The 24924-nt window shown below is 45.9% G+C and carries 26 protein-coding genes and 1 pseudogene; 15 read left to right on the top strand and 12 right to left on the bottom strand.

All coding sequences use genetic code 11. From position 1 onward, the window contains the following. Positions 1–34 precede the first annotated feature (34 nt). From cutD to yeiB, 9 genes are all read left to right on the top strand, one after another. Complete coding sequence (gene cutD / locus EL341_RS10215; protein WP_047781277.1) at positions 35–985, top strand: choline TMA-lyase-activating enzyme; 951 nt, start codon at positions 35–37, stop codon at positions 983–985. A 19-nt stretch (positions 986–1004) separates the two neighbouring features. After that, entirely contained in the window at positions 1005–1439 is a 435-nt protein-coding gene (locus EL341_RS10210; RefSeq protein WP_373876071.1) for a BMC domain-containing protein, read from the top strand. 49 nt (positions 1440–1488) lie between these two features. Next, on the top strand, positions 1489–2130 hold the full coding sequence (pduL, locus tag EL341_RS10205) for a phosphate propanoyltransferase (protein ID WP_047781275.1): 642 nt from the start codon (positions 1489–1491) through the stop codon (positions 2128–2130). Continuing rightward, on the top strand, positions 2105–2845 hold the full coding sequence (locus EL341_RS10200) for a hypothetical protein (protein ID WP_126467723.1): 741 nt from the start codon (positions 2105–2107) through the stop codon (positions 2843–2845). The genes pduL and EL341_RS10200 overlap by 26 nt, the downstream gene beginning before the upstream one ends. A gap of 77 nt (positions 2846–2922) precedes the next feature. Then, entirely contained in the window at positions 2923–3279 is a 357-nt protein-coding gene (locus EL341_RS10195) for a DMT family transporter (RefSeq protein WP_047781273.1), read from the top strand. Positions 3280–3293: 14 nt separating this feature from the next. Continuing rightward, positions 3294–3623, top strand: a complete 330-nt coding sequence (locus EL341_RS10190; protein WP_047781272.1) for a DMT family transporter — start codon at positions 3294–3296, stop codon at positions 3621–3623. A gap of 389 nt (positions 3624–4012) precedes the next feature. Next, on the top strand, positions 4013–5836 hold the full coding sequence (locus EL341_RS10185; RefSeq protein ID WP_047781271.1) for a polyurethane esterase: 1824 nt from the start codon (positions 4013–4015) through the stop codon (positions 5834–5836). Positions 5837–6110: 274 nt separating this feature from the next. Continuing rightward, positions 6111–6779 carry a GTP cyclohydrolase I FolE gene (folE, locus tag EL341_RS10180; protein ID WP_047781270.1) on the top strand — a complete coding sequence of 223 codons (669 nt, stop codon included), beginning with the start codon at positions 6111–6113 and terminating at the stop codon, positions 6777–6779. Positions 6780–6794: 15 nt separating this feature from the next. Beyond that, positions 6795–7976 (top strand): DUF418 domain-containing protein YeiB, encoded by a 1182-nt coding sequence (yeiB, locus tag EL341_RS10175; protein WP_232036552.1) that lies wholly within the window; start codon positions 6795–6797, stop codon positions 7974–7976. Here yeiB and sanA read toward each other — a convergent pair. The 4 genes from sanA to EL341_RS10155 form a co-directional block, all read right to left on the bottom strand. Further along, entirely contained in the window at positions 7960–8727 is a 768-nt protein-coding gene (gene sanA, locus EL341_RS10170; RefSeq protein WP_074823709.1) for an outer membrane permeability protein SanA, read from the bottom strand. The genes yeiB and sanA overlap by 17 nt on opposite strands. 161 nt (positions 8728–8888) lie before the next feature. Beyond that, entirely contained in the window at positions 8889–10586 is a 1698-nt protein-coding gene (locus tag EL341_RS10165) for an NAD-dependent malic enzyme (protein WP_126467721.1), read from the bottom strand. Positions 10587–10937: 351 nt separating this feature from the next. After that, complete coding sequence (locus tag EL341_RS10160) at positions 10938–11621, bottom strand: CidB/LrgB family autolysis modulator (protein ID WP_126467719.1); 684 nt, start codon at positions 11619–11621, stop codon at positions 10938–10940. Continuing rightward, positions 11621–12022 carry a CidA/LrgA family protein gene (locus EL341_RS10155; RefSeq protein WP_047781267.1) on the bottom strand — a complete coding sequence of 134 codons (402 nt, stop codon included), beginning with the start codon at positions 12020–12022 and terminating at the stop codon, positions 11621–11623. Before EL341_RS10155 ends, EL341_RS10160 begins: the two co-directional genes overlap by 1 nt. Positions 12023–12476: 454 nt before the next feature. Here EL341_RS10155 and EL341_RS10150 point away from each other — a divergent pair, with 454 nt between their 5' ends. Both EL341_RS10150 and EL341_RS10145 read left to right on the top strand, forming a co-directional pair. After that, complete coding sequence (locus EL341_RS10150) at positions 12477–12689, top strand: hypothetical protein (protein ID WP_126467717.1); 213 nt, start codon at positions 12477–12479, stop codon at positions 12687–12689. After that, on the top strand, positions 12679–14097 hold the full coding sequence (locus tag EL341_RS10145; protein WP_047781266.1) for an APC family permease: 1419 nt from the start codon (positions 12679–12681) through the stop codon (positions 14095–14097). Before EL341_RS10150 ends, EL341_RS10145 begins: the two co-directional genes overlap by 11 nt. Before the next feature lie 908 nt (positions 14098–15005). Here the strand turns inward: EL341_RS10145 and EL341_RS10140 are convergent. The 3 genes from EL341_RS10140 to sbcB all read right to left on the bottom strand — a co-directional run bounded on the left by EL341_RS10140 (position 15006) and on the right by sbcB (position 17796). Next, on the bottom strand, positions 15006–15317 hold the full coding sequence (locus EL341_RS10140) for a hypothetical protein (RefSeq protein ID WP_126467714.1): 312 nt from the start codon (positions 15315–15317) through the stop codon (positions 15006–15008). 16 nt (positions 15318–15333) lie between these two features. Continuing rightward, positions 15334–16239, bottom strand: a complete 906-nt coding sequence (rarD, locus tag EL341_RS10135; protein ID WP_126467712.1) for an EamA family transporter RarD — start codon at positions 16237–16239, stop codon at positions 15334–15336. Between the two features lie 126 nt (positions 16240–16365). Continuing rightward, entirely contained in the window at positions 16366–17796 is a 1431-nt protein-coding gene (gene sbcB, locus EL341_RS10130; RefSeq protein WP_074823521.1) for an exodeoxyribonuclease I, read from the bottom strand. Positions 17797–18003: 207 nt separating this feature from the next. On the opposite strand from sbcB, the gene EL341_RS10125 reads away from it, so the two are divergent. The 4 genes and pseudogenes from EL341_RS10125 to EL341_RS10110 all read left to right on the top strand — a co-directional run bounded on the left by EL341_RS10125 (position 18004) and on the right by EL341_RS10110 (position 20903). Further along, the gene (locus EL341_RS10125) at positions 18004–18846 is read left to right on the top strand and encodes an ion transporter (protein ID WP_074823520.1); all 843 of its coding nucleotides are present in this window, start codon (positions 18004–18006) and stop codon (positions 18844–18846) included. A gap of 29 nt (positions 18847–18875) precedes the next feature. Next, the gene (locus EL341_RS10120) at positions 18876–19376 is read left to right on the top strand and encodes a DUF3828 domain-containing protein (RefSeq protein WP_164720456.1); all 501 of its coding nucleotides are present in this window, start codon (positions 18876–18878) and stop codon (positions 19374–19376) included. A gap of 133 nt (positions 19377–19509) precedes the next feature. Next, positions 19510–20034: a GNAT family N-acetyltransferase gene (locus tag EL341_RS10115; RefSeq protein WP_074823517.1), complete on the top strand. Its 525-nt coding sequence runs from the start codon at positions 19510–19512 to the stop codon at positions 20032–20034. A gap of 117 nt (positions 20035–20151) precedes the next feature. After that, a pseudogene (locus EL341_RS10110) lies at positions 20152–20903 on the top strand (SDR family NAD(P)-dependent oxidoreductase). Positions 20904–21149: 246 nt separating this feature from the next. Here the strand turns inward: EL341_RS10110 and hisIE are convergent. The 5 genes from hisIE to hisB are packed head-to-tail and all read right to left on the bottom strand — an operon-like array spanning position 21150 to position 24910. Next, positions 21150–21761 carry a bifunctional phosphoribosyl-AMP cyclohydrolase/phosphoribosyl-ATP diphosphatase HisIE gene (gene hisIE / locus EL341_RS10105; RefSeq protein WP_074823513.1) on the bottom strand — a complete coding sequence of 204 codons (612 nt, stop codon included), beginning with the start codon at positions 21759–21761 and terminating at the stop codon, positions 21150–21152. Next, positions 21755–22531, bottom strand: a complete 777-nt coding sequence (gene hisF / locus EL341_RS10100) for an imidazole glycerol phosphate synthase subunit HisF (RefSeq protein ID WP_047781259.1) — start codon at positions 22529–22531, stop codon at positions 21755–21757. Before hisF ends, hisIE begins: the two co-directional genes overlap by 7 nt. Then, positions 22513–23250 (bottom strand): 1-(5-phosphoribosyl)-5-[(5-phosphoribosylamino)methylideneamino]imidazole-4-carboxamide isomerase, encoded by a 738-nt coding sequence (hisA, locus tag EL341_RS10095; RefSeq protein ID WP_074823512.1) that lies wholly within the window; start codon positions 23248–23250, stop codon positions 22513–22515. Before hisA ends, hisF begins: the two co-directional genes overlap by 19 nt. A gap of 5 nt (positions 23251–23255) precedes the next feature. Then, the gene (hisH, locus tag EL341_RS10090) at positions 23256–23843 is read right to left on the bottom strand and encodes an imidazole glycerol phosphate synthase subunit HisH (RefSeq protein ID WP_047781257.1); all 588 of its coding nucleotides are present in this window, start codon (positions 23841–23843) and stop codon (positions 23256–23258) included. Continuing rightward, on the bottom strand, positions 23843–24910 hold the full coding sequence (hisB, locus tag EL341_RS10085) for a bifunctional histidinol-phosphatase/imidazoleglycerol-phosphate dehydratase HisB (protein WP_126467710.1): 1068 nt from the start codon (positions 24908–24910) through the stop codon (positions 23843–23845). Before hisB ends, hisH begins: the two co-directional genes overlap by 1 nt. Between the last annotated feature and the right edge of the window lie 14 nt (positions 24911–24924).

Here is a 24924-nt window from a genome sequence, read left to right as displayed (position 1 = left end):
TTTTGTCAGCTGATTTTTTTGAGGAGAAAGAGCAATGGATGACATCCTGGAGAAAAAAGGACGAATTTTTAATGTCCAAAAATACTCTATCTATGATGGTGACGGCATTCGTACGCTGATTTTTTTAAAGGGATGTAATATCCGTTGTGACTGGTGTGCCAACCCTGAAGGGCTTAGCAGCGCTTTTCAAGTGATGTTCTCACAGGATAGATGTGTGAACTGTGGTAAATGCGTTGAGGTATGTCCTACCGGAGTGCACTACCGTCAGTCCGATGCAGCAGGTAATCCGGTTCATCGTATCGATCGCACGGCAGAGTGTATTGGCTGCCGTAAATGTGAAGAAGTTTGTATCACCAACGCACTGGATATCGTCGGTAAGGACGTTACGGTACGGGAAATGATGGATGTCATTATGCAGGATTATGACTTTTATCAGGCCTCCGGCGGTGGCGTGACGTTAGGCGGTGGTGAATTAAGCCTACAGGCAGATTTTGCCGCGGCACTGCTGACCCAATGTAAAAAAATGATGATTAACACCGCCATTGAAACCAATGGCACTACGAACCTGGCTAATTATGAAAAATTGGCTGAGTGTACCGACCTTTTTCTTTTCGATGTTAAGCATATTGATACCGAACAACATAAAGCGTTATTTGGTGTTGGTAACGAAGGGGTGATAAGGAATCTGGAACGGTTGGTGGAACTTAACGCCAATATCGTGGTGAGAATGCCTTTAGTCAGAGGCTACAACGATTCTTATGATGCCATTACCGGCGCTATTCACTATGTCATGGAGCTGGCGAAGAGAGGCAAAATCCAGCGTATTGATATTCTGCCTTTTCATCAGCTGGGTAAAACCAAGTATGAAAAGCTGGACATGATTTATCCGGTCAAAGGCGATCCGAGCTACAGCGATGAAGAGTTAGATCGATTAGCGGATTTCTTTACCCAGTTCGATTTTGATATCAGATTGGTCAGGCACTAATCAGGAGATGATGATGAATATGAGTCTTGGACTTATTGAAACACGCGGCCTTACGGCCACCATTAGCGCGGCTGATGCAGCTTGTAAGTCTGCCAGCGTAGAGATTATCGGCTATAAAAAAGTAGGTTCTGGATTAGTGACCGTTTGCTTCCAGGGGGAAGTGAGCGCGGTGCAGGCCGCAATAGAAAACGGGGTTGCTGCCGTTAGACCAGCAGATTTGGTGGTTTCTTCATTAGTGATTGCTCGACCGGATAGTAGCGTTGTAAAGCTGCTTAATCAGTTTGGTCGTAAAAAAGGGAGTATGGACGTTGAAAAAAAACCGGTCGCCGTTAAGGCACCGGTTGAGGTGGCACCGGTAATTGAGCCTGTTTTGGCCAGCCAACCCGTTGAACCTCCGGTTGTTAATCATCCCGTTAAGGATAAAAAGCCGGAAGGTAAGAAAAGCAAAAAATAGGGTTAAGTGATTATTTTTGAATAGCTAATTTATTCAAGAGGTTAAATTAATGATAAATCAGTCTTTACTGGCCAAGATTCATCAAAAACTGCCCGGTTTTACGGCAAATGTAAATAGTGCATCAGCCTCAATTCCGATTGGTGTGTCTAATCGTCATGTGCATCTTTCTGCGGGCGATATTGAGGCATTGTTTGGCCCGGGCTATCAACTAACACCGTTTAAAGAGCTAAAACAACCGGGTCAATATGCGGCAAAAGAGTGCGTGATGATCGTCGGGCCAAAAGGCAATATCACCAATGTCCGAGTACTCGGCCCGGCACGGGATAAAACCCAATTGGAAATCTCTAAAGCCGATTGTTTTGTGCTGGGGGTGAAAGCACCGGTGCGTGAGTCTGGTGATTTACCGGATTCTGCCGATGCGTTATTGGTTGGTCCCGCTGGGCATGTTCATCTTAAATCTCAGGTTATTTGTGCTCAAAGACATATTCATATGAATGAGCGAGATGCCCAAATGTTGAATGTTACTAATGGGCAAACGGTACGGGTAAAAACCGCAGGGCAGCGCAGTCTGATATTTGATGAGGTGGTGGTTCGCGTTAAGCCGAGCTTTGCTTTGGAGTTTCATATTGATACCGATGAAGCCAATGCAGCAGGGCTAAAATCCAATGACAGCGTATTTATCGTTGCATGATGTTGAAGCAGGTGGGGATATGGATGAGAAAGTCATAGACGGTTTGGTTGATGAGGTCCTGAAAAGGCTCAGAAAAAAAGTGCTGATAGTACTGACCAATGCCGGCGGCTATAAAGACGAGATATATACCCGCCTTAGCCAGTGCGAGCGTTTCTCTTTCTCCGTTATGATTACCGATGATGCCCATATTTATCACGGTGAAGAGAAATGGAGCCGGATCGGCGAGATCATTAAGCCGAGTGCTGATTTATTGCCCGCGATATTGGCAAAATATGATGGGGTGTTGGTGCCTTTCATGGATTTTGCCACCATGGGTGAGATTGCGAATGGCCTGTTTTGTCGTGATGGTGCTAAAACGATTAACTATGCGTTGATGCGCGCCATGACGGTGGTAGCTTTGGATTATAACTGTAATCCGCAAAGTGAGCTGAATCAGATATTGGGCATGGCGTCAGATGCGCCTCACTTGGCCCAGATTGAGAATAATCGAAAAATATTGATCGCTTCCGGTATTCAATTTTGTTCGGCAAATGAAATGGAGCAGCGGCTATTAATACCTTCAGTTGATGAGCAAGAGCAAGGTAATAATGACGCTTTATCTTATCGGTATATTACATTAAATGATGTGATGAATAATCATGGAGGATACGATATTCATTCGGATACCAGATTAACGGATTTGGCGATAGAGTATTTAAAATCAAATAAAAAATAATTTTAATACAGGTTGGGCAACATTTTTAAAATTTACAATTCTATTAATATTATCAATAAATGATAAGGGGTGTATTTATGTCATCAAAGGCTAAGTCATGGCTATGGTTACTCTTGGTTATTGCGTCAGAAACCTCGGCAACATCAACGTTAAAAATGTTTGATAATAGTGAAGGGACGACCAAAATATTATTATTAGCATTGATCGTTGTATTGTATTGCATTTGTTATTATTCCTTATCTAACGTTGTTAAATATCTACCGGTTGGATTGGCTTATGCTACTTGGTCGGGTACCGGTATTTTAATGGTTTCGACATTAGGGATGGTTTTTTACGGCCAGCATCCGGATCTTCCGGCGATTATTGGTATGGTTGTTATTGCCAGTGGCATTATTATTATGAATCTCTGTTCTAAAATGGGAACGGAAGAATAAGGAAGGAGTGAATTATGCTTAGCGTCGGATTTTTATGGTTGGCTTTATCGATTGGCTCGGAAATTACCGGTACTTCAATGATTAAGAAGACGAATAATTTTCGTAAATTAGCTCCTTCTGTGCTGGTTATTTTTTCTTATTGCTTATGTTATTTTGCTTTAACTAAAGCGATGGGATATGTGCCGGTCGGTATCGCTTATTCACTATGGTGTGGATTTGGTATCGTTGGTGTGACAATTGTCTCCATGATTTTGTATAAGCAAAAGCCTGACTTCCCGGCAATATTTGCCATGGGGCTGATCATCTCTGGTGGTATTATTATGAATGTATTCTCAGAGATGTGATTTAATTATCAGTTAATCAATAAATGGCAGGGTGATTTCATAAGAAACTCACTCTGCTTTTATTGATCTATAGTCATGTATAATGGCTATGCTGAGTTGGTGTTTTATCTGTAAGTGTAATCGTTTTAATTTTTTAGCCTGAAAGTATTATTTTAGTTGTCTTATAAGTGTGGATTTAAACTATTATCCAAAGTGGTTAATCTTGATGCTATGAGCGATTGCTTGGAAATGGTAAGTGGAGGGGAGGAGCGTTTAGGTCAGGAAGAAGGTTGTATATTCATTTGTTTTATTTTCTCTTAAAATCAATTTAATTATTCCCAATAAAAAAGTAACAGTTTAAACAATATAATGTAATCCTTTTTATCCGGTTAAACATAAAAGGAATTACTATGGGAATGTTCAACTCGCTGAATATGACAAATCAAGAATCCAAGTCGCTATTTCTTGATAGTCTGGCTATCACAACGTATACCTATCATAACCTTGATCATGGGTTAAAAGAGGGATATCAAAAACATGGTTTTAATATCGGACTGCCTTTAACGTTAGTTGATGCAGTTTTTGGTAGTAGTACTTCACAAGGCATATTACCTAATTTCCCCGGAAATCCTGATTCAGAACGTTTATCTCTGCAAAAAATAAATGATGCGGGTTGGTCAAATATTAGTGCGGCACAGTTAAATTATAGTGGCAAGACCAATAGCGCAGGCACTTTTCTCGGTGAAAAATTTGGTTTCCGAGCAGCCCAAGCTGAAGTGATGGGTAAATACGACGATGAAGGAAACTTGATCAAAATAGGTATTGGTATTAGAGGGACAACTGGCCCAAGAGAGTCGTTAATTACCGATACCATTAGCGATGCAGTTGCCGATATATTAACCGGATTAAGTCCAGAATATTCGCTTAATTACCCGAAGAATGCGTTTAATCAACTGCTGACCGATATTGCTGAATTTGCGACTAAGCAAGGGTTAACTGGCGAAGATATTATTATTACCGGCCACAGTTTAGGTGGCGCGGCAACCAACAGCATTGCTCAATTGAGCCCCGATAACTGGGGCGGATTTTATCAGGGATCTAAGTATGTTGCTTTTGCCTCGCCCACTCAGTATGAATCCGCCGGTAATGTGATTAATGTGGGTTATGAAAACGATCCGGTTTTCCGCGTGTTAAACGGTAAGCAACTGGAACTCTCCTCATTCTTGATACACGATGCAGATAAAGTCTCAGCGACAAACAATATTGTTAATTTCAATGATTATTATGCCTCTGACTTTTGGAAATTTATTCCGACCTCACTTGTTAATCTTTTCTCTTGGATCTCGCATATGCCATATGCTTATGACGAGGGTATGCAGCGTATTGTCGAGTCGCAGTGGTACAACCTAACCGAAAAAGATTCGACCGTGGTGGTGGCTAATCTCTCGGATAATATGCAAGAGAAAACCTGGGTAGAGGATTTAAATCGTTATGCTCAGCCCCACGTCGGCGAAACCTTTATCATCGGTAGCGAGGGTAACGATCTGATTAGAACCAAGTCAGGCATCAACTATTTAGACGGCGCTGGTGGTGATGATATTTTCTCCATAGATAAGGGATTTAATATTATCTACGGTGGTACCGGGCAGAATACCCTCGAACTGCATCAGCCATTAGATCAATTTGATGTGGTTCGTGCGCCAGATGACTCGCTATATTTCTACGATGGCGATGGAAATATGACGGTAGCTAAGCAGATATCGACGGTTAAAATGAGTAATGAGCAATCTCTGACGGTTAGCGATGATGGCCTATTAACACCGGATGGATTGTTAGCCCCTTGGACTGAATCCTTGTTTAGCGATGACCAGCATATGCTCGAAACGGATCTCTCCGGCGTATGGCTATTTGGTCAGCAGGGAGATGATGTGCTGACCAGCACTCAAGGTGGCAATACCTTTGTAGCGGGACAGGGCAATGATGAGTTATTTATTAACGGTGGTGGCAACACGCTGATATTTGAAGGGGAGTTTGGTCAGGATGTTATTCACGGTCTTCAGGGGGATGACAAGCTGATCTTTATCGCCCAGGAGGAAGCACGCAGCGATGCGGACTATACCAAACATATCTCTGTCTCTGATGAAGGGGTATTGCTCACTTTTGGTCATAATTCTGTACTGCTGAATAACATCTCATTTGATATGTTTAGCGCGGATCAGATTGTTATTGCATAACGACCTGCTCAGTATTTGAAATATTTATCTTGAGGCCTGTAAGCATAAAAAATGCAGGCCTTAATTATCACATGATGAATCCCGATAACTCCTCTGATACAGGCAGTGACGTCTCTCGCTATGGGGAAATCTTGCTGAGCGGTAACAACAACAAAAGTTAGTTTTCTTAACATTATTTCGATAGACCACTGGATAAACATCGTTCGCTAAATTACAGTGTCTGACTTAAGGTGTGATCCTTATCAAAGATATTGAACCAGGTTGGAGAGAGACGATGTCATCGCTGAGTAAAGAAGCAATATTAGTTCATGCAGCATTAGAGGCCAGAGGGCTAGAAACGCCTTTGCGCGGTCCGGTGCTGGATGCCACAACACGGAAAACGCAAATTCAGGAACACATGACATCGATTATGCAGTTGCTGAATCTGGACCTGTCCGATGATAGTCTGATGGAAACGCCAAAGCGCATTGCCAAAATGTATGTGGACGAAATTTTTTCCGGGCTGGATTACGCGAATTTCCCAAAAATCACGCTAATTGAAAATAAAATGAAAGTGGATGAAATGGTGACCGTACGGGACATTACCCTGACCAGTACCTGTGAGCATCATTTTGTGACTATTGATGGTAAAGCCAGCGTTGCCTATATCCCGAAAGACTATGTTATTGGCCTGTCTAAAATTAACCGTATTGTGCAGTTTTTCTCCCAGCGCCCTCAAGTGCAAGAACGACTGACTCAGCAAATTTTGTTGGCGCTACAAACGTTGTTGGGAACCACCAATGTCGCGGTTTCCATTGACGCTACCCATTACTGTGTCAAATCACGCGGTGTATGTGATGCCACCAGTTCAACCAGTACTACATCTTTGGGCGGAATTTTCAAAAGTAATCCAAGTACCCGTCAGGAGTTTCTGCGCGCGGTTCGTTACTCCTCCCATCTATAAGATATTCGATTTCTGATGCCACATCATGGTTCAGCGTCAATGCTGGCGGGAGGAATGCCTTCCCGTCGCATTACTCAGTTGGACAGCGTCCGTGGTTTAGCCCTGTTGGGCATACTGATTATGAATATAGGTGGCTTTGGCTTGCCCAAAGCGGCTTATATGAATCCGGCGTATGCCGGTGTCCCTTCCTTTAGTGATGGTTTAGTCTGGTCTTTACTGAGCGTATTTGCTCAGGGGACTTTTCTGACCATGTTTGCCATCCTATTTGGCGCAAGCCTGCAACTGTTACACCAATACAGCATGAGATGGAACTTATCGCGTTTGTTCTGGCTGGCGCTACTGGGTTTCTGCCACAGCGTTTACTTGTGGGACGGCGATATTTTGCTGACCTACGGTATGGTGGGTATTGGCGCAGCGATTATTATTCGATCGTCTTCCTCTTATGATGGCCTCATGCGCACCGGTATTTTGCTCTATTTTATTGGTCTGGCGATTTTACTGTGGTTTGGTTGGATAACGGATAATAGCATGAACGCCTACTGGGCTCCGGATGCCCAGAGTTTAGCCGCAGAGGCTAAATGGAAGCTGGCCGGCGGTGAAGTAGCAAGACAAGCTCGTCTGGCGGCGACGTTACAGATTCAATTCTCAGTGATAGTCCAGTACGGCTGGGAACTGTTGGGATTGATGTTGCTGGGAGCCGCTTTGATAGAAAACGGCTGGCTGAAAGGGCAAATAGCGCCTGCGGTTTATCGACGACAGGGCTGGATATTGTTGGCTATTTCTTTGCTGATTCAGATTCCGGTAGTGTTACTGCAATGGCAGTCTAACTGGGATTTTGTGATAGCCGGCTATTACCTTTTGGCACCTAAAGAACTCGGCTCAGCCATTCAAGGGTTAGCCTATTTGGCTTTATGGTATGGCTATGGGCAAGGAATAAAAATGTCAGCCATGGCTGCCGGTTTATCGGTGGTGGGGCGTATGACGCTTACCAATTATCTGTTACAGACGTTGGTTTGTATTACGCTGTTTTATCAGTTTGGCTGGTATCAGCAATGGGATCGCCTAAGCCTGCTGGCACTGGTACCGTTTATCTGGTGTATCAATATTGGATTTTCTTTGCTGTGGCTGCGCTTCTTTCGTCAGGGGCCGATGGAGTGGCTATGGCGGCGCTTGACGGATATTATTTCGATAAGGTAACCGACGCAGCGGCTCTGGCGTGGGGAACCTGTGGCGTATTGTTTAACTCTTCCAGCTCAAATAGCTGCTCGGGTGAAATCGCCGGATACTCTTGTTCATCCCCCTCAAGGCTGTAAGGGGTAGGGATTGGCACCATAGGCCCGAGAAAACGCGGCTCACGCTTCAGAATATATAAGTCGGTTAAGGCACCCAAACGGGCGACCACTTCTCTGGCGCGCACCATAAACATATTTTTAGGTGAAGGAACCGCATAGCACTGGGCTTTAATACCGCTGTGCATAGCGATAAATAGCGCCCGCTCGCAGTGAAAACGTTGAGTAATAATCGTAAATCCATTGGTATCGAATACTTTTCGAGTACGGATAATGGAGTCTAATGTTCTGAAACCAGCATAGTCGAGCACAATATCGGAGGCAGGAACGCCAGCCTTCATAAAGTCTTTACGCATGGTGATGGGTTCGTTATAGCTTAACAGCGCGTTATCACCACTTAATAATAAATAGTTGATTTTCCCGCTGTTATACAGATTTAACGCCCCCTGAATCCGGAAGCGATAATATTGGTTAATCACGCCAGTGCGGACATATTTAGAGGTGCCGAGCACCACACCAACTTGGCTGGCGGGTAGCTCTTCAATATTCTCATAAACGTAAGGGGCAGTACGCCAACTGATCCAACGATCGAGCAGCAAAGCCGTGCCGAGCAATAAAGCCAGCACCGCTAATAAGCTATAGATCAATCGTTTTAATATCATGGTTGGATACTTCTATTTTACCCGGACCTTCCAAGGCTACTTGACGAAAGTCGCGAAAACAAGATGGCATAAACGAAAAAAATGGGATGGCTGTCGAAAAATTAACCAGATGAAAGCAATACGGCACCAATATGGTGCCGTATTAAACAATGATTGAATCAGAACGAAGTACGTCTATAACGGCGATATTCCGGGTTCCAGAAATTATTATCAATCTCTTTCTGCAACGCTTCATCTGATGTGACAACGGCAACGGACTCCAGTTGAGCCATTTTTGCTACTTTCAGCGCGATATAGCGAGAAACTTGCTGAATATCGTCCACTTCCGGTAATAGCGCACCTTCACCGTGTTTAGCCAGCGGCGAATAATCTGCCAAGGCACGGCTGGCTGCCATTAGCATACCATCGGTGACCCGCGTTGCTTTAGCTGCCAGTACTCCGAGGCCAATCCCAGGGAAGATATAGGAGTTATTACACTGGGCAATCGGATACACTTTTTCTTTATACATCACCGGCGCGAATGGGCTGCCGGTGGCAACCAGCGCAGCACCGTCGGTCCAATTGATAATATCTTCCGGACGGCCTTCAACCCGCGAAGTAGGGTTAGACAGCGGCATGATAATTGGACGCGCGCAATGACGGTGCATTTCGCGGACGATTTCTTCGGTAAATAAACCGGACTGACCAGAAACGCCAATCATCACGGTTGGTTTAGCGTTGCGAACGACATCCAGCAGCGAGATAGCTTCATTTTCCGTATGCCAGTTGTTCAGAGACTCATGCTTTTGCACCAGCTTAGCCTGGAAATCGAGCAGCGTTGGCATTTGATCGGTTAACAGACCAAAGCGATCCACCATAAAGACGCGCTCTCTGGCTTCACTTTCGCTCAGGCCTTCGCTGATCATTTGGGCGATGATTTGTTCGGCAATACCGCAACCAGCAGAACCTGCACCGAGGAAAACCACGGTCTGATCTTTTAACTGGCTGTTAGCGGCACGGCTAGCGGCAATCAGGCTACCGAGCGTTACGGCGGCGGTGCCTTGAATATCATCGTTAAAGCAGCACAGCTCATTGCGATAGCGGTTGAGCAGTGGCGTCGCGGTTTTCTGGGCGAAGTCTTCAAACTGCAACAGCACATTTGGCCAACGACGTTTTACCGCATTGATAAAGGCTTCAACGAATTCAAAATATTCATCACCAGTGATACGCGGGTGACGCCAGCCCATATACAGCGGATCGTTCAGACATTGTTGGTTATTGGTACCTACATCCAGCACTACCGGTAGGGTGTAGGCTGGGCTGATGCCGCCACAGGCGCAGTACAGCGACAATTTTCCAATAGGAATACCCATACCACCGATACCTTGGTCGCCAAGACCAAGAATACGTTCGCCATCGGTGACCACAATCACTTTTACGTTTTGTTTGGTGGCGTTTTGCAGCATGTCATCAATATTGTCTTTATTTGGATAGGAGATGAACAGACCACGGTGGCGGCGATAGATATCGGAGAAGTGTTCGCAGGCTTCCCCAACGGTTGGGGTATAAATCACCGGCATCATTTCGCTCATGTGATTTTCAATCAGGCGGTAAAACAGGGTTTCGTTAGTGTCCTGAATATTACGCAGATAAATATGTTTATCGATATTGGTTTTAAACCCCTGAAACTGTCGATAGGCGCGTTCAGCTTGTTCTTCTATCGTCTCAATAGCTTCCGGTAACAGGCCTTGCAGGTTAAAGGCTGCACGTTCTTCTTCGGTGAAGGCGCTGCCTTTGTTCAGTAATGGGGTTTCAAGCAGGGCAGGACCCGCATAAGGAATATAAAGCGGACGTTTACTCTCGTGTTCCAGTTCCATGAAATTGGCTCTTTAGATCAGGTGTAATGGACAATTGGGGCATCCCGTAAATAGCTCGCCAATTCTAGGAAACTCAATACAAATGTACAGTCAATGTTATTAATATATGGCTATTTTGTTGAATATTGAGATCTAAGCGACATTATTATTGGCTGACGGCTACGGAACTTGGCTGTATAGCTTACCTGAAAAATTTCTTTTTGCTTGCTCTCTCCTGTAAGGAAATGCAAATAGTGACATAAACTGGATATTTCTGGGGGAATTTATTTTATCAAAGAAGGCGCGGGGCTATTCCGCGGTATTCTCCGCTGGTCAGGATTGGATTAATGCATGACCAGCGGATGATCTGCGCTAACTAAACATCTGTACCAGCACCGGAAAGACAAACGGCGCGGTCAGTGAAGTGATAATGCCACAAATGACCAACGCCAGTGAACTGTAAGCCCCTTCCTGATAATCTTCTTCGACACAGCGTGCGGTTCCTAGTGCGTGAGCGGTGGAACCGATAGATAAGCCTCTGGCGGCTGGAGTGGTGATTTTCAGCATATTCAGAATGGGATAGCCAAATACCGCACCAAACACCCCGACAAACATCACACAGATCGCGCTAATGGCCGGTACCCCGTGAATAGACTCCGCCGTCGCCATGGCAATCGGCGTGGTGACGGATTTCGGTAATATCGATGCTGCCAATTCCGGTGAGGCCCCCATCAACAGCGCCAGAGCGGTGCCGCTTATCATGGCTGCCAGACTACCAATAAAACAAATGGTAATAATGGATTTCCAGCGCGCTCGAATTTGGTGTAGTTGCTCATACAGCGGCAAGGCTAGTGCCACAACCGCGGGCTGTAGCAATGAGTTAAGCAGTTCACTGCCTTCAAAATAGCTGTCATAGCTGGTATGGGTCAGCAACAGCAGAGGAATAATGATAAACAGCGAGATCAACAGCGGATTCAGCAACGGCTTTTTAAATTTGATGGCCAGATGGCGTGCCGAATAGAACACGATCAGCGTTAGGGGAATGGCCCACCACATTATAAGGGCTCCTTATCACTGTCCGGTTTTAGTCTTTTAATACCGTGAATGTAATGGGATGAGTAGCCGACAATCAGCATCGTCACCAAACTACTCACCAAACAGGAGATCGCCAGCGGTCCAAACTGGTTAACCAGCGATTGGTAATATTTCATGATTCCTACGCTGATAGGAACAAACAGCAGCGCCATATGGCGAATAAATAGATAGCAGCCGGGTTTTATCCATGCAACGGGAAGCAACTGAGAACAGAGCAAAGCAAACAGAACCAACATACCGATGATGCTACCGGGAATTTTTAGCGGAAGAATGGCAGCAATGGCGTTACCCGCCAGTAGACAAAGGTAGATGAGAATAAAGGCTCGTAGGTATTGCCAACAAAGCCTCAAGAACGGCAGCATAAAATAGTCCTCTGCGCTGAAATTTAATTTATCATACAATTATTTTTTAGAATTGTGCTACTGATCACACAATAAAGGCAATGAAATATCGTTTCAAATCTTTTCTGTAGCCTGTGCAATCAATTAGCCTGTGAACCAGTTTAATACAGCTATAATAAGAGAATGTTTCAATATTTTTAATAATCCTTACTTATTGTTTAATAATAGCTTTTTAAATAATTTTTTAATAGATGAAAATTATTTTTTACACACGCTTGGCAAGGGGATACTTGTGGTGCAGAATGCATTCAAAGCTGAATAACCGACGTAATATGGCGTCGGTTATTTTTTTATATTCGGCCAGAGAAAAATGGTTATAAATCTGTCAGTTGCAGATTTATAGGGCTTATTCCGAGGTTAATAAATATTCACGTATACCGCTTAAAATCGGTAACCTATTGAATAAGGAATAAAAATGAAAGATTCCATCCTGAAACCACCTCTCTGCGTCGGTAATCAATACCGCCGCAGCGACTATGGCGCACCACAAGCCTTAAACTCTGCCAGTCGATGCTATATACCCCTTATTTCCAGCCGCTTATCGTGTTGTTCCCCTGCGGCCTCTCTACTTTATGTTGTATCGCGTCAACAAGTTGAGAGTACGGGGGAACACGGTCATGTCTATTAGTTCTTCTGCTGCATCCGTATCCAATCGCGTTCAACTTAAACGTTCACTGAAATTGTGGCAAATCGTGATTATTGGTCTGGCTTATTTAACGCCAATGACCGTATTTGACTCGTTTGTTATTGTTTCAGGTAAGACAGAAGGTCACGTACCCAGCGCCTATATTTTGGCTTTGGTGGCGGTACTGTTTACTGCCCTGAGCTATGGCAAACTGGTGCGCCAGTTTCCAGAGGCTGGCTCGGCTTATACCTATTCGCAAAAAGCGATAAATCCGTACGTCGGGTTTATGGTGGGCTGGCTATCTCTGATGGACTATATGTTTCTACCCATGATTAACACGCTACTGGCTAAAATTTACCTGTCGGCGCTGTTCCCTGACGTGGCGTCATGGATTTGGGTGGTGGCGTTTGTCTTTGTGATGACGGTGATTAACCTGCGGAGTGTCAACTGGGTTGCTAACCTGAATATGGTACTGGTATTTTTCCAGATCGCTATTTTGGTGGCTTTCGTTTACCTGGTCTGGCAAGGTTTACATTTAGGAGAGGCCGAGCGGCAGGTTGAGATGACTCGCCCGTTTTTCTCTAATGAAGCCCATTTGGTGCCAATCATTGCCGGTGCGACCGTGTTGTGTTTCTCGTTTCTTGGTTTTGATGCGGTAAGTACCCTGTCAGAGGAAACGGAAGATCCGAAGAAAGTGATTCCGCGAGCCATCTTTTTAACGGCGCTGTACGGCGGGATTATCTTTGTCGCGGTGTCGTATTTTATCCAACTCTACTTTCCGGATTTAACCATATTGAACGATCCGGATAATGCGACGCCAGAGATTGCGTTGTACGTTGGCGGCAAGATGTTTCAGTTTATTCTGCTGTGTTGTACCGTGGTTGGGGCATTGGCTTCTGGCTTGGCATCTCACGCCAGTATCGCGCGATTACTGTATGTGATGGGGCGTGATAACGTTTTGCCGGAAAAAGTATTTGGCTATATTCACCCTAAATGGAAAACGCCGGTAACCAATATTCTTATCGTTGGGGCAGTAGCTTTAGTGGCGATGTTCCTTGATTTGGAAAGCGCCATTTCACTGATTAACTTCGGTGCGCTGGTGGCGTTCAGTTTTGTAAATATTTCAGTGATTTGGTTTTTCTTTGTTCGCCAAAAGCGCAATAAAACTGCCAAAGATATCTTCAGCTTTTTTATCCTGCCGCTGATTGGTACGGTGATGATCGTGGTTCTGTGGCTGAATTTGGAAGTTGACTCACTGCGTTTAGGACTAACCTGGGGCGCTTTGGGACTGCTCTATCTGGTGTACATTACCCGCGGTTTTCGCCGCCCGGTACCAACGCTGGGGGCTAACCGAGGTAAAGTCGCGGTTATTGAACCTAACGTAGCAGAGATGCCGATAAAAGCCGATTAAGGTCAATCTAAAACGGTTAAAGCGTAACGGAACCCGCCGGTTGATATTGGCGGGTTTTTTTATGCTTAGCTGCAATCTCAATAGACCCTTTTTTTATTGGCTATTTTATTCTCATGATTTTAAAGGGGTTTTTATCATCGAAATAAAAAAGGGTATTAATGGCTTTAGATAAAAAAAGTGATTAACAACAGAGAGATAGTAGGGTATGGTTCTAGTTCACCGCCGTATAGGCGGCTTAGAAAATTACGCTACCTTTTTAAGTTCTGGGGCGCGAGTTCACCGCCGTATAGGCGGCTTAGAAAATATCCTGAAATCCTGCTGCCACTTTTTTATAGTTCACCGCCGCATAGGCGGCTTAGAAATGATTCGTGGAATCGCGGTCATTATGCAGCGAGTTCATCGCAGCATAGGCTAATACTCCCTGCTTAAGCATTTTTATGCCACCCACCCGTCATTCCGGCGAAAGCCGGAATCCAGGTTTTAGCTCAATGATAACGTTTAGCTTCAAATCCCCCTGATTTTAGCAATGCTGGATATTAGCTCTTAGACAACAAATTGATTGATGAAATCTAGATGATTCTCTACACCTGCGATTTTCACCGGAATAGCGGGGGCGTTGTTCACTGAGTGAAAATGCTTAAGCAAACAACATTAACCCCACAAACCGTTTGCAAGATAATAATAACCAAAGAAATTATTTGCATCCAAAGCGTTGTGTGATGCAGAATGTAAACCGCAGTACGGCGGCTTAGTAATTTAACGATTTCACTAAGTCTTTCGTTCTCAGATGAACCGCTGCATAGGCGGCTTAGAAATGAAGCACTGGAAGAGAGTAATGACTGAAATTGTTAACCGCCGCATAGGCGGATTAAAACGTGATAAACACGCTTTTATGATAATCTTCAGTCTTACTCCTGCCACAGCCCAATCACTTTTCCCTGACCGACAATAGCCGCTCCTTCAGCAATAAAAAACGCGCAGCCGGGTTGTAATAAAGTTTGGTAATTTACCCTATCATAGAGGGTTTCAACCAGAGCCTGTGCGGGTTTGCCTAATTCCAACGCATCACCGTCAATAAAACAGATGCCGAGATAATCAGCGGTGTCTTTAACGATAAAGTGTGGCCGATAGCATCCGCCAGTCAGATTTGGTGCCGTTTGGCGACATAATTGACCATGGGAATAGAAACATACTTCAGCGATAAATTTTTGCCTGTCCAATTTGCTTTCCGTTCGATTAAGGTCGTGCCATCAATACGGTTTTTCGGCGCTGCATCCACCAATGTCTTAACAGTCCCGACATACAAAACAACAGGCCTATCCAGATTAGGGTAAAACTAACCCCTTTAACGCGGTCAAACGCTTCATTGAACAGAAATATCGCCAGCAGAAACTGAATCGTGGGCTCGATGTATTGTGACAGGCCAACAACCGTCAGGGTGGTGCGTTTAATGGCCGCGGCAAAGAATAACAGCGGTAGCAGGGTAACCGGGGCGGTCAGAGCATAATAGATGCGCAGCGTAAGATCGGCATTCGTCAAAGCGCTTTCACCATGTGCCGGTAGCCAGAGCATTAAGCCGATAGCCAACGGAACCAACCACAGGGTTTCCACCGTTAATGCAGTCAGAATATCGAAGCGAATAAATTTACGGATTAACCCATACAGGGCAAAAGCGCTGCCCATAATCAGAGCCAGAACCGGTAACTGACCATATTGCCATAGCTGATAACTGACACCGGCAAAGGCAAACAAGACCGCCAGCTTTTGTGACAGCGTCAGGCGCTCATGCAGGAAAATCATACCGAGCAGAATCGAAAATAGCGGATTAATAAAGTAGCCAAGGCTGGCGGCTAACACCTGATCGTGAGTCATGGCATAAGTGAAGGTACACCATGAGATCGCCATAATACAGGTGCCCAGCAGGCAAAATAATAGCGAACGTTTATCCAGCCAGACCTTCTGCCAACTGGTGCGCTGTTTTATACACAGACGAACTAACAATAATAGCGGTATTGACCACAAAACGCGTTGTGATAACAGTTCCAGCGGTGAGGCATCGGGGAGTAAACGATAGAAGAGAGGGGTGATGCCCCACAGCACAAAAGAGAAGATCGCCAGAGCAGGACCGGAACTGAACGCCATTTCTTTTTGCCTAAAATTCAATGAAATCTGGTGATTATCATACACCCGCGAACGGGGAATAGACAGGCGGGAAAGGAGAGCTATGCCATATAACGGGAAGTTTATGGCATAGCGGCAAGAAGGCCATTAGCCGACTAATTCTTCGGCATAGCGGAACAGGGACTTTAATAGGGCAACTTTTTCCGGATTATCGCCGTGTATTTGCGCCAACTGCTCAAGCTTGGCGGCATATTTCTCCAGCCGATCTTGGGTAAGCATCGCTTGTCGGTGAGCCAGCCAACGGCGTTGTTCGCTGTCATCCAGCGTTGCCGGATAGTTGCGGGCACGATAGCGAAACAGCAGCGTTTCCAGACGATTGTCGTTAAAGGTCAAATCTAGCGCAGGGAGGTTCTCTGGCTTGGTTTGTTGGATAATGCGGATAGCGGCACGGTCAGCATCGCTAAAGAACCCATCATACAAGCGACCATCAACGTCGGTGGGTGGAGTAAACGGTGTTGCATCGGCAAATATTGCGATCACTTTCTCGCGCAGGTCTGGGCTTTGACGTAAAAGCTGTAGATTGGCCAAACAACGTTGGCGGTCAATGCCTAAACGGTCAGCGTTTTCCGGCAACAAGGTTTTGGCGGGGGCCAAGACCGGACATTTATTGGTATGCACCAGCTTTAGCGGCACCGGCGACTGGTCTTCGCCTAATTCATCGCGACGGGTATACAGACGTTCGCGTAGCGTATCGGCATCCAGTTCCAGCAGTGGTGTCATATCGCCGGCTAAATCGCAGACAATCACCGCATTACTGTTTTCTGGATGCCAGGCCAACGGCGCAATCCAACTGGTATTGCCGCGCAGGGCGCCAAACATACCGGACACGTGAACCAACGGTGTCATTTCTGCAATATCGATCAGGTTGGCAACTTTACGCTTATTTCTTAACTGGTATAGGTAATCAAACAGTTTAGGCTGTGCCTGCTTAACCAGTTTAGCCATGGCGATGGTGGCATAAACGTCTGACATGGCATCGTGAGCGTGGGTGTGTTCTACGCCGTTGGCTTTAGTCAGATGCTCCAGCTTAAAGCTGGGTAGGCCATCATCATTTAGCGGCCATTCAATACCGTCTGGGCGTAGGGCATAGCAGGCACGCATTACATCCAGTAAATCCCAGCGGGAATTGCCGTTTTGCCAGCTATAAGCGTAAGGATCAAAGAAGTTACGATAGAAGATATTGCGGCTAACTTCATCATCAAAGCGAATATTGTTGTAACCCAGAATACAGGTATTGGCTGCGCTGAAATCATCATGAATTTGTCGGGCAAACTCAGCTTCAATAACCCCCTTGCTGCGGGCTTCCTGAGGGGTAATACCGGTAATCATTACCGCTTCAGGCTCAGGCAAATAATCGTCGTTAGGTTTACAATAAATGACTAATGGTTCAGCGATAATATTGAAATCGCTATCGGTGCGCACGCCGGCAAATTGCGCCGGGCGATCATAAGCCGGACTGATACCGAAGGTTTCATAATCGTGCACATAGAAGGTCGGTTGCTCTGATGAATTTTTCATTTTTCTGGCTATTTTCTGCTATCGACTGTCTGATTTTATGCCGATAAGAATACCATCAAATAGGGGTGATAGGATTTTGATTTCATCATAAAAATTGATTAAACAATCGAAAGAAGATGATTGATAGTTAAATCGGAGTAATCTACGCATCGCAATAGATTGTCTTGGTTTCATCGGTAAACGGATCACTACAGGGCTTTAAATCGTATGTCTAAAAGCGTTGATTTTCACAATCTGACTAAACGCCGCATTTATTTATTATTTTTCAGTATGCAAACGCCAATTGGTAGAGCGATGTCCCTGTTTTGGGGCGGGGTAGCGTTGCTTAGCGTACTGATGGTGTTTATGTATATGGGCGGCTTGGGTTTTCGCTACGATAATCCAGGATTTTATTACTGGATGGACATCCTATTCCTGTTCTTGTTTACCCTTGAGTATCTGATGCGTTTATGGGTGACGCCGCGCGCGCAACATTACGCTTCCTCCATCATGGGAATTATCGATTTATTCACCACCATCAGCATGTATCTGGTGATTCTGTTGCCGAACGTGGTTATCCAATATGAATCGATCATACGTTTGTGGCGTATTCTGTGTATTTTACGCATATTCCGGTTATTAGGCTTTGTTGATGACCTGCGTTTTTTTCATCACTGTATTGCCCAAGCCAAAAGCAAGCTGCTGTTATTTTTAACCAGTATTGTGGTGTTGGTATTTATTGTCGGTGGAATCATGTTTGTTGTAGAAGGTCCTGGCAACGGTTTTACCAGCCTGTGGGCTTCTATTTATTGGGCTGTGGTGACGTTAACTACCGTGGGTTATGGGGATATTACTCCCGATACGCCGGTGGGCAGGATGATTGCATCCGGGCTGATTATTCTGGGGTATCTGTCTTTAGCTATCCCCACCAGTATTCTGTCGGCGTACGTTATCGCTGAACGAAAACGTCGCGGTTCTCATCCGTGCCCAACCTGTCATCATATCGGTCATGATAGTGATGCGAAATACTGTAAGTATTGCGGTGGGGCTTTAAGGAATAATGCTGCTTGATGTTTATTCACGGAAGAGGGAAAGGTGCTATGCCATATTTAAAATGGGTCGGGTGTTTTTGTTTACTGATGATTTCTGGCCACGCTTTCGCCGCTCAATCATCAGGACCGGAGGCTTTTTTAGCGGAAATATATAACAGCTACCGGGAAGGTACTGAGCCCGTCAGGTACAGTGAAACAGGCAATAAACAGATTATATCCGAGCGGTTTATGCTGGCGGTTAATGAAGATCAGGAACTGGCTGAGGGTGAGGTTGGCTTTTTCGATTATGACCCTATATGCCAGTGTCAGGATTGGGAAACCATGAATATTGATGATATCAAGGTTATTAGCTTAAACGATGGTGAAGCCATCGGTATTGTTCACTATTCGCTGTGGAAAAGCGGGACGCCTAAACAAAGCCAAAGTTTCAAGCTTATCCTGCAAAATAAACGCTGGTATATCGCCGATATTATCACTGAAGATGGCAGCTTGCTTAATGCACTGGAAGAGAGCAACAGGAAAGGTAAGCAGCAATTAACTCAGCCATAACAGTGAGATAAAAGCGGGTGCTTTTCTGAATTAGCGGGATAGTGCGGTTGGCAATTTTAGTTGGATTCGGTATGTTTGCTTCTTTGTACTCTCCAACAAAATCGACCATATTGATAAGAGCCGCTAACGTATTATGAATATCATCCGCTTACACAGCACCAACGATCCTCTTTTTCCCGTTTTTGAACGGCTTTACCGTTCTTCCTTTCCCGAGTTTGAACAGCGAACCGTTGAGCATCAGGCGAAGGGGTTAACCGCGGATAATTATTTTCTACAGTGCTATATGGAAAATGAGCTGTTTGTCGGTTTTGTGGCTTATTGGGCGTTTGATGACTATCTGTATATTGAACACTATGCCATCAGCGATAAAGTGCGCGGTCAGGGATATGGAACTCGTTTACTGGGGGAGTTCATTGCCGGAACGGATAAAACGGTGATTCTGGAAATTGACCCGGTCGTGGATGAGATTTCACAAAAGCGTTTACGGTTCTACCGTGCTCTGGGTTTTGTTGAAAACGATTATGTTCACGTTCATCCTCCTTATCAGCATAAGTTTCATGGCCATACTTTAAAGGTTTTGAGCAGCGGTAGCGCTATTTCAGAAGCGGAATACCAAAACTTTAACCATGATTTACACCATGTGGTGATGGTGAAATAGTTTTTCCACCAACATTCTCTTTTGGGTCTGAGGCTACTGACAGAAATTGGCAGTCGCTCAGCGCAGTATGTGGTTAGCCAAGAAATTAATCACATACGGACAATCAAAGGAGAATATATGACATCGTTTATTGGCAAAATCGCCATTGTTACCGGCGCATCAACCGGGGTTGGCGAAGGTATTGCACAAGAACTATTTTCTCGTGGCGCGACGGTTATTATCACTGCTCGCCATCAACAGGAAATACAGCAAACTGCCCGGCGTATCGATCCCTCTCTTCAACGAGTGATTCCATTGGTCACCGATATCAGACAACCAGACTCGGTCAAACAGATGGTTGAGCAAACCCTGTCACGCTGCGGTGCTTTACACTATCTGGTTAATAATGCTGGCATTACTGGACCTCATAATGTGTCACTTTGTCAGTATGAGTTTGATGACTGGTGTGATGTGATTGAAACCGATCTGGGGGGCACGTTTTAGCCATGAAGTATGGTTTACCGGCCATTGTGAATAGCGGTGGCGGAGCGGTGGTCAATTTATCCTCTTCTAACGGTATTGTTGGCATTGCTGGCATTGCGCCTTATACCGCAGCGAAACACGGCGTACTTGGTCTAACTCGAGCAGCGGCGCTGGAGTTTGCTGACAAAGGGGTGAGAATCAATGCGATTGGACCCGGCTATGTCGACACGCCGCGTATGCAGCAACTCTCGGAAGATGTTCGGCAGTGGATGGCGAACAGCCAGCCGATGAAACGCATGGCAACCCGCGAGGAAGTGGCAAAAACCGTCGCATTCTTACTGTCGGATGACAGCTCTTTCACCACCGGGGCTTTCTATGCGGTGGACGGTGGCTATACGGCACAGTAGTTAACTGACCCGTCGTAAACGAGGGGGAAGATAGTCCCTCCCAATGTTAATCGGGAGAGACGGGCGTGGGGGCCGTAGCAGCTTTAGCTGCCGGAGTGCCCGTAGCGTGGCTAGGCCCGACACGCATTCAAGCTAAATACTGGTGCTCTTCCGGCCGAGCAAGGGGGCGATATGAAGATATTGCTTTTATGGCCGGAATATCCACTACAGTTGATTTAAAAAAGAGTGCTAGCAGCAGCCTATAAGTTACTTATGCCGCTCTCTCAGACGATTAATCACCGTGCTTAAGTCTAAATCCTGATCCTGTAGCAGAACCAGCAGGTGATAAATCAAATCCGAGGCTTCATTGGTTAACTCTTCCCGATCATTTACCGTAGCCGCCAGCGCTGTTTCTACGCCTTCTTCACCGACCTTTTGTGCGATGCGTTTAGTGCCGCTGGCATAGAGTTTGGCGGTATAGGAGGTTTGCGGATCGGCGTGTTTACGCGATGCCAGCAACTGCTCCAGTTGATATAAGAAAGTCCAGTCGGTTTCTGCCGGTGCGAAACAGCTATTGGTACCGTTATGGCAGGTTGGCCCCTGTGGATTAGCCATAATCAGCAGGCTATCGTTATCGCAGTCCGGCGTGATGCTAACCACGTTAAGAAAATTGCCGGAGCTTTCCCCTTTGGTCCACAAACGCTGTTTAGTACGGGAAAAGAAGGTCACTTTGCCGCTTTGCTCGGTGGCATGTAAGGCTTCCGGATTCATATAGCCCAACATTAAAACTTCACCAGAGATCGCATGTTGAACAATGGCCGGTATCATGCCGTCGACTTTTTCCCAGTCCAATTGGTTTTGCTGCTGTTGCGTTAACATGTTCTGATCTCCAACTGATTATCGGCCAGATAGCGTTTTAGCTCGCCGATATTAATAATTTGTTTGTGAAATACTGATGCGGCCAGCGCACCGTCAACGTTAGCAATTTTGAACGCATCGAGGAAATGTTCCATGGTACCGGCTCCGCCGGAAGCAATTAGCGGTACCTTACAGACTTTACGCACCTGCTTAAGCTGTTTAAGGTCATAGCCGTTGCGTACACCATCCTGATTCATCATATTCAGGACAATCTCTCCGGCACCGCGCTGCTGGACTTCCTGCACCCAATCTAAGGTATTCCATGCGGTAGCTTTAGTGCGGGCTTCGTCACCGGTAAATTGATACACCTGATAAGTGCCTTCTTGCTCGTTGTACCAGGTATCGATACCGATCACGATACACTGTACGCCAAACCGATCCGCCAACTGGGTGATCAACGCCGGATTAGCCAGCGCCGGGGAGTTAATAGAAATTTTGTCAGCGCCAAAAGAGAGGATCTGAGAAGCATCTTCAATGCTTTTAATTCCGCCTGCGACACAGAAGGGAATATCAATCACTTCGGCCACTTTGGCAACCCAGCTTTTATCCACCACTCGACCATCGGATGAGGCGGTAATATCATAGAAAACCAGTTCATCTGCGCCTTCTTGCGCATAGCGTTGCGCCAGAGGAACGATATCACCAATGATTTCATGATTGCGGAACTGAACGCCTTTAACCACTTGTCCATCACGTACATCCAGACAAGGAATTATCCGTTTTGCCAGCATGAGATAGCCTCCTCTACGTTAAATTTTCCGTCCAGCAGGGCGCGTCCAACAATAACGCCTTTGACACCGCTGCTGCGCAGGGCGGCAATATCATCCAGACTGCCAATACCGCCTGAAGCCTGAAAAGCAATTTCCGGATAAAGACGGGTAATCTCACAATACAGATCAACGTTAGAACCTGCCAAGGTGCCATCACGTGAAATATCAGTACACAGCACGTGTTTCAAACCATAAGGGCGGTAGCGTTCCACTACCTGTTCCAGCGTTTGGCTGGAGTTCTCTTGCCAGCCGCTGATCGCCACATTTTTATTGCCGTTTTCGTCAATACGCACATCCAGCGCTAATACCAGCGCATCAGCACCAAAGCGGGAAAACCATTTTTCCACCATTTCTGGCTGACGTACCGCGGTAGAACCAATGACGACTCGGCTAGCGCCGGCATCAATCAAATCTCTAACGTCTTGTTCGCTGCGGATTCCGCCACCGATCTGTACCGGTATCGAAACGCCGGCCAATAGCTTTCTCAACAGAGGAAGCTGACGCGCCTGCGGATCTTTAGCGCCGGTTAAATCGACCAAGTGCAGTATCTGTGCACCTTGTTGTTGATATTGTTGAAGACGCGGTAGCGGCTCATTGCCGTAATCGCGCTGTTGTCCATAATCTCCCTGATGCAGGCGCACAACGCTACCGTCAATCAGGTCTAATGCGGGAATAATCATTTCAGTTACATCTCCAGAAAGTTTTTCAGCAATTGTGCACCGGCTTGCCCAGAACGTTCGGGATGAAACTGTACGCCGAAGAAATTGTCTTGTTGTACTGCGGCGCTGAAGGGCTCGCCGTAGGTGGAGTGAGCGATAGTGGCTGAACATACGGGCATAGCATATCCATGAACGAAATAGAAATAGGCACCATCCTCGATGCCACGGAATAAATGATGACCCGCCAGCGGATTAACTCTGTTCCAGCCCATATGCGGTAAGGGCAGACCATGATCTTTCATCTGCTTAATGGGGGCGTCAATAATGCCCAGTGTGTTGATATGGCCTTCTTCACTGCTTTTTGCCATCAGTTGCATGCCCAAACAAATACCCAGAACTGGCTGGGTACAGGCTTTAATCAGGTCGATTAACTCCCTCTGTTGTAACATTTTCATCGCGGCGGGGGCCGAGCCCACCCCCGGTAGAAACAGCTTATCGGAGCGCAAAACGACATCGGCATCGCGGCTGATAACCGGATCGTAGCCCAGTCGCTTAATGGCGTAACTGACCGAAGCCAGATTGGCGCAGCCCGTGTCTAAAATTACCACTTCCATCACAGCACCCCTTTTGAACTCGGTAAGGTATTTCCTTCGACGCGGATCGCCTGACGCAGCGTACGTCCAAACACTTTAAACAGGCTTTCCACTCTGTGGTGGTCGTTTTTGCCTTTGGTTTTTAAGTGCAGAGTTACTGCCATGGAATAAGCCAGTGATTGGAAGAAGTGCTCGACCATTTCAGTGCTCATATCACCAACGCGCTGGTGATTGAATTCGGCTTTATACTCCAGAAACGGGCGACCGGAAATATCCAGTGCACAGCGGGCTAAGCACTCATCCATTGGTAACACGAAGCCAAAACGACCAATGCCGCGCTTATCCCCCAGCGCTTTTCTCAATGCTTCACCTAACGCCAGTCCGGTATCTTCAATGGTATGGTGATCGTCAATAAACAGATCGCCTTTAACGTTGATGTTCATACGGAAACCGCCGTGCGTGGCGATTTGATCCAGCATATGGTCAAAGAAGCCGATACCGGTGTGAATTTTGCTGCCGCCTTCGCGATCCAGCCAGACTTCGACATCAATCGTGGTTTCTTTGGTGGTGCGAGTCACATGGGCATGACGATCGGACTGGGTTAATTGTTCAACGATTTGATTCCAGCCCAAGGTATCACGCTGATAGCGAATGCCCTGAATAGCCATGTTGTTGGCCAGTTGAAGATCGGTTTCGCGATCGCCAATTACCCAAGAATTCTCATAATCCATGACCGCTTTATGCAGATAGGCGCTGACCATTTTGGTTTTAGGCTTACGGCAGTCGCAGTTATCTTCAGGCATATGCGGACAAATCAGCACTTCTTTAAAGTTAATTCCCTGTGACTCAAGAATTTGCATCATCAGGTTGTGTGGTGGATCGAAATCCTGCTGTGGGAAACTGGCGGTTCCCAGCCCATCCTGATTGGTGATCATCACCAGTTCAAAGCCAGCACCCTGTAATTTTAACAGGGCAGGGATAACTTGTGGCTCTAAGGCCAGCTTATCCAGTCGATCTACCTGAAAGTCTTCTGGTGGTTCGGCAATAATGGTACCGTCGCGGTCAATAAAAAGGTATTTTTGGCTCATGGCGGCTAAGGTCC

Origin of the sequence: Pragia fontium (assembly GCF_900638655.1) — a bacterium.
Taxonomy (GTDB): domain Bacteria; phylum Pseudomonadota; class Gammaproteobacteria; order Enterobacterales; family Enterobacteriaceae; genus Pragia; species Pragia fontium.
This window is presented reverse-complemented; position numbering and strand designations above follow the sequence as displayed.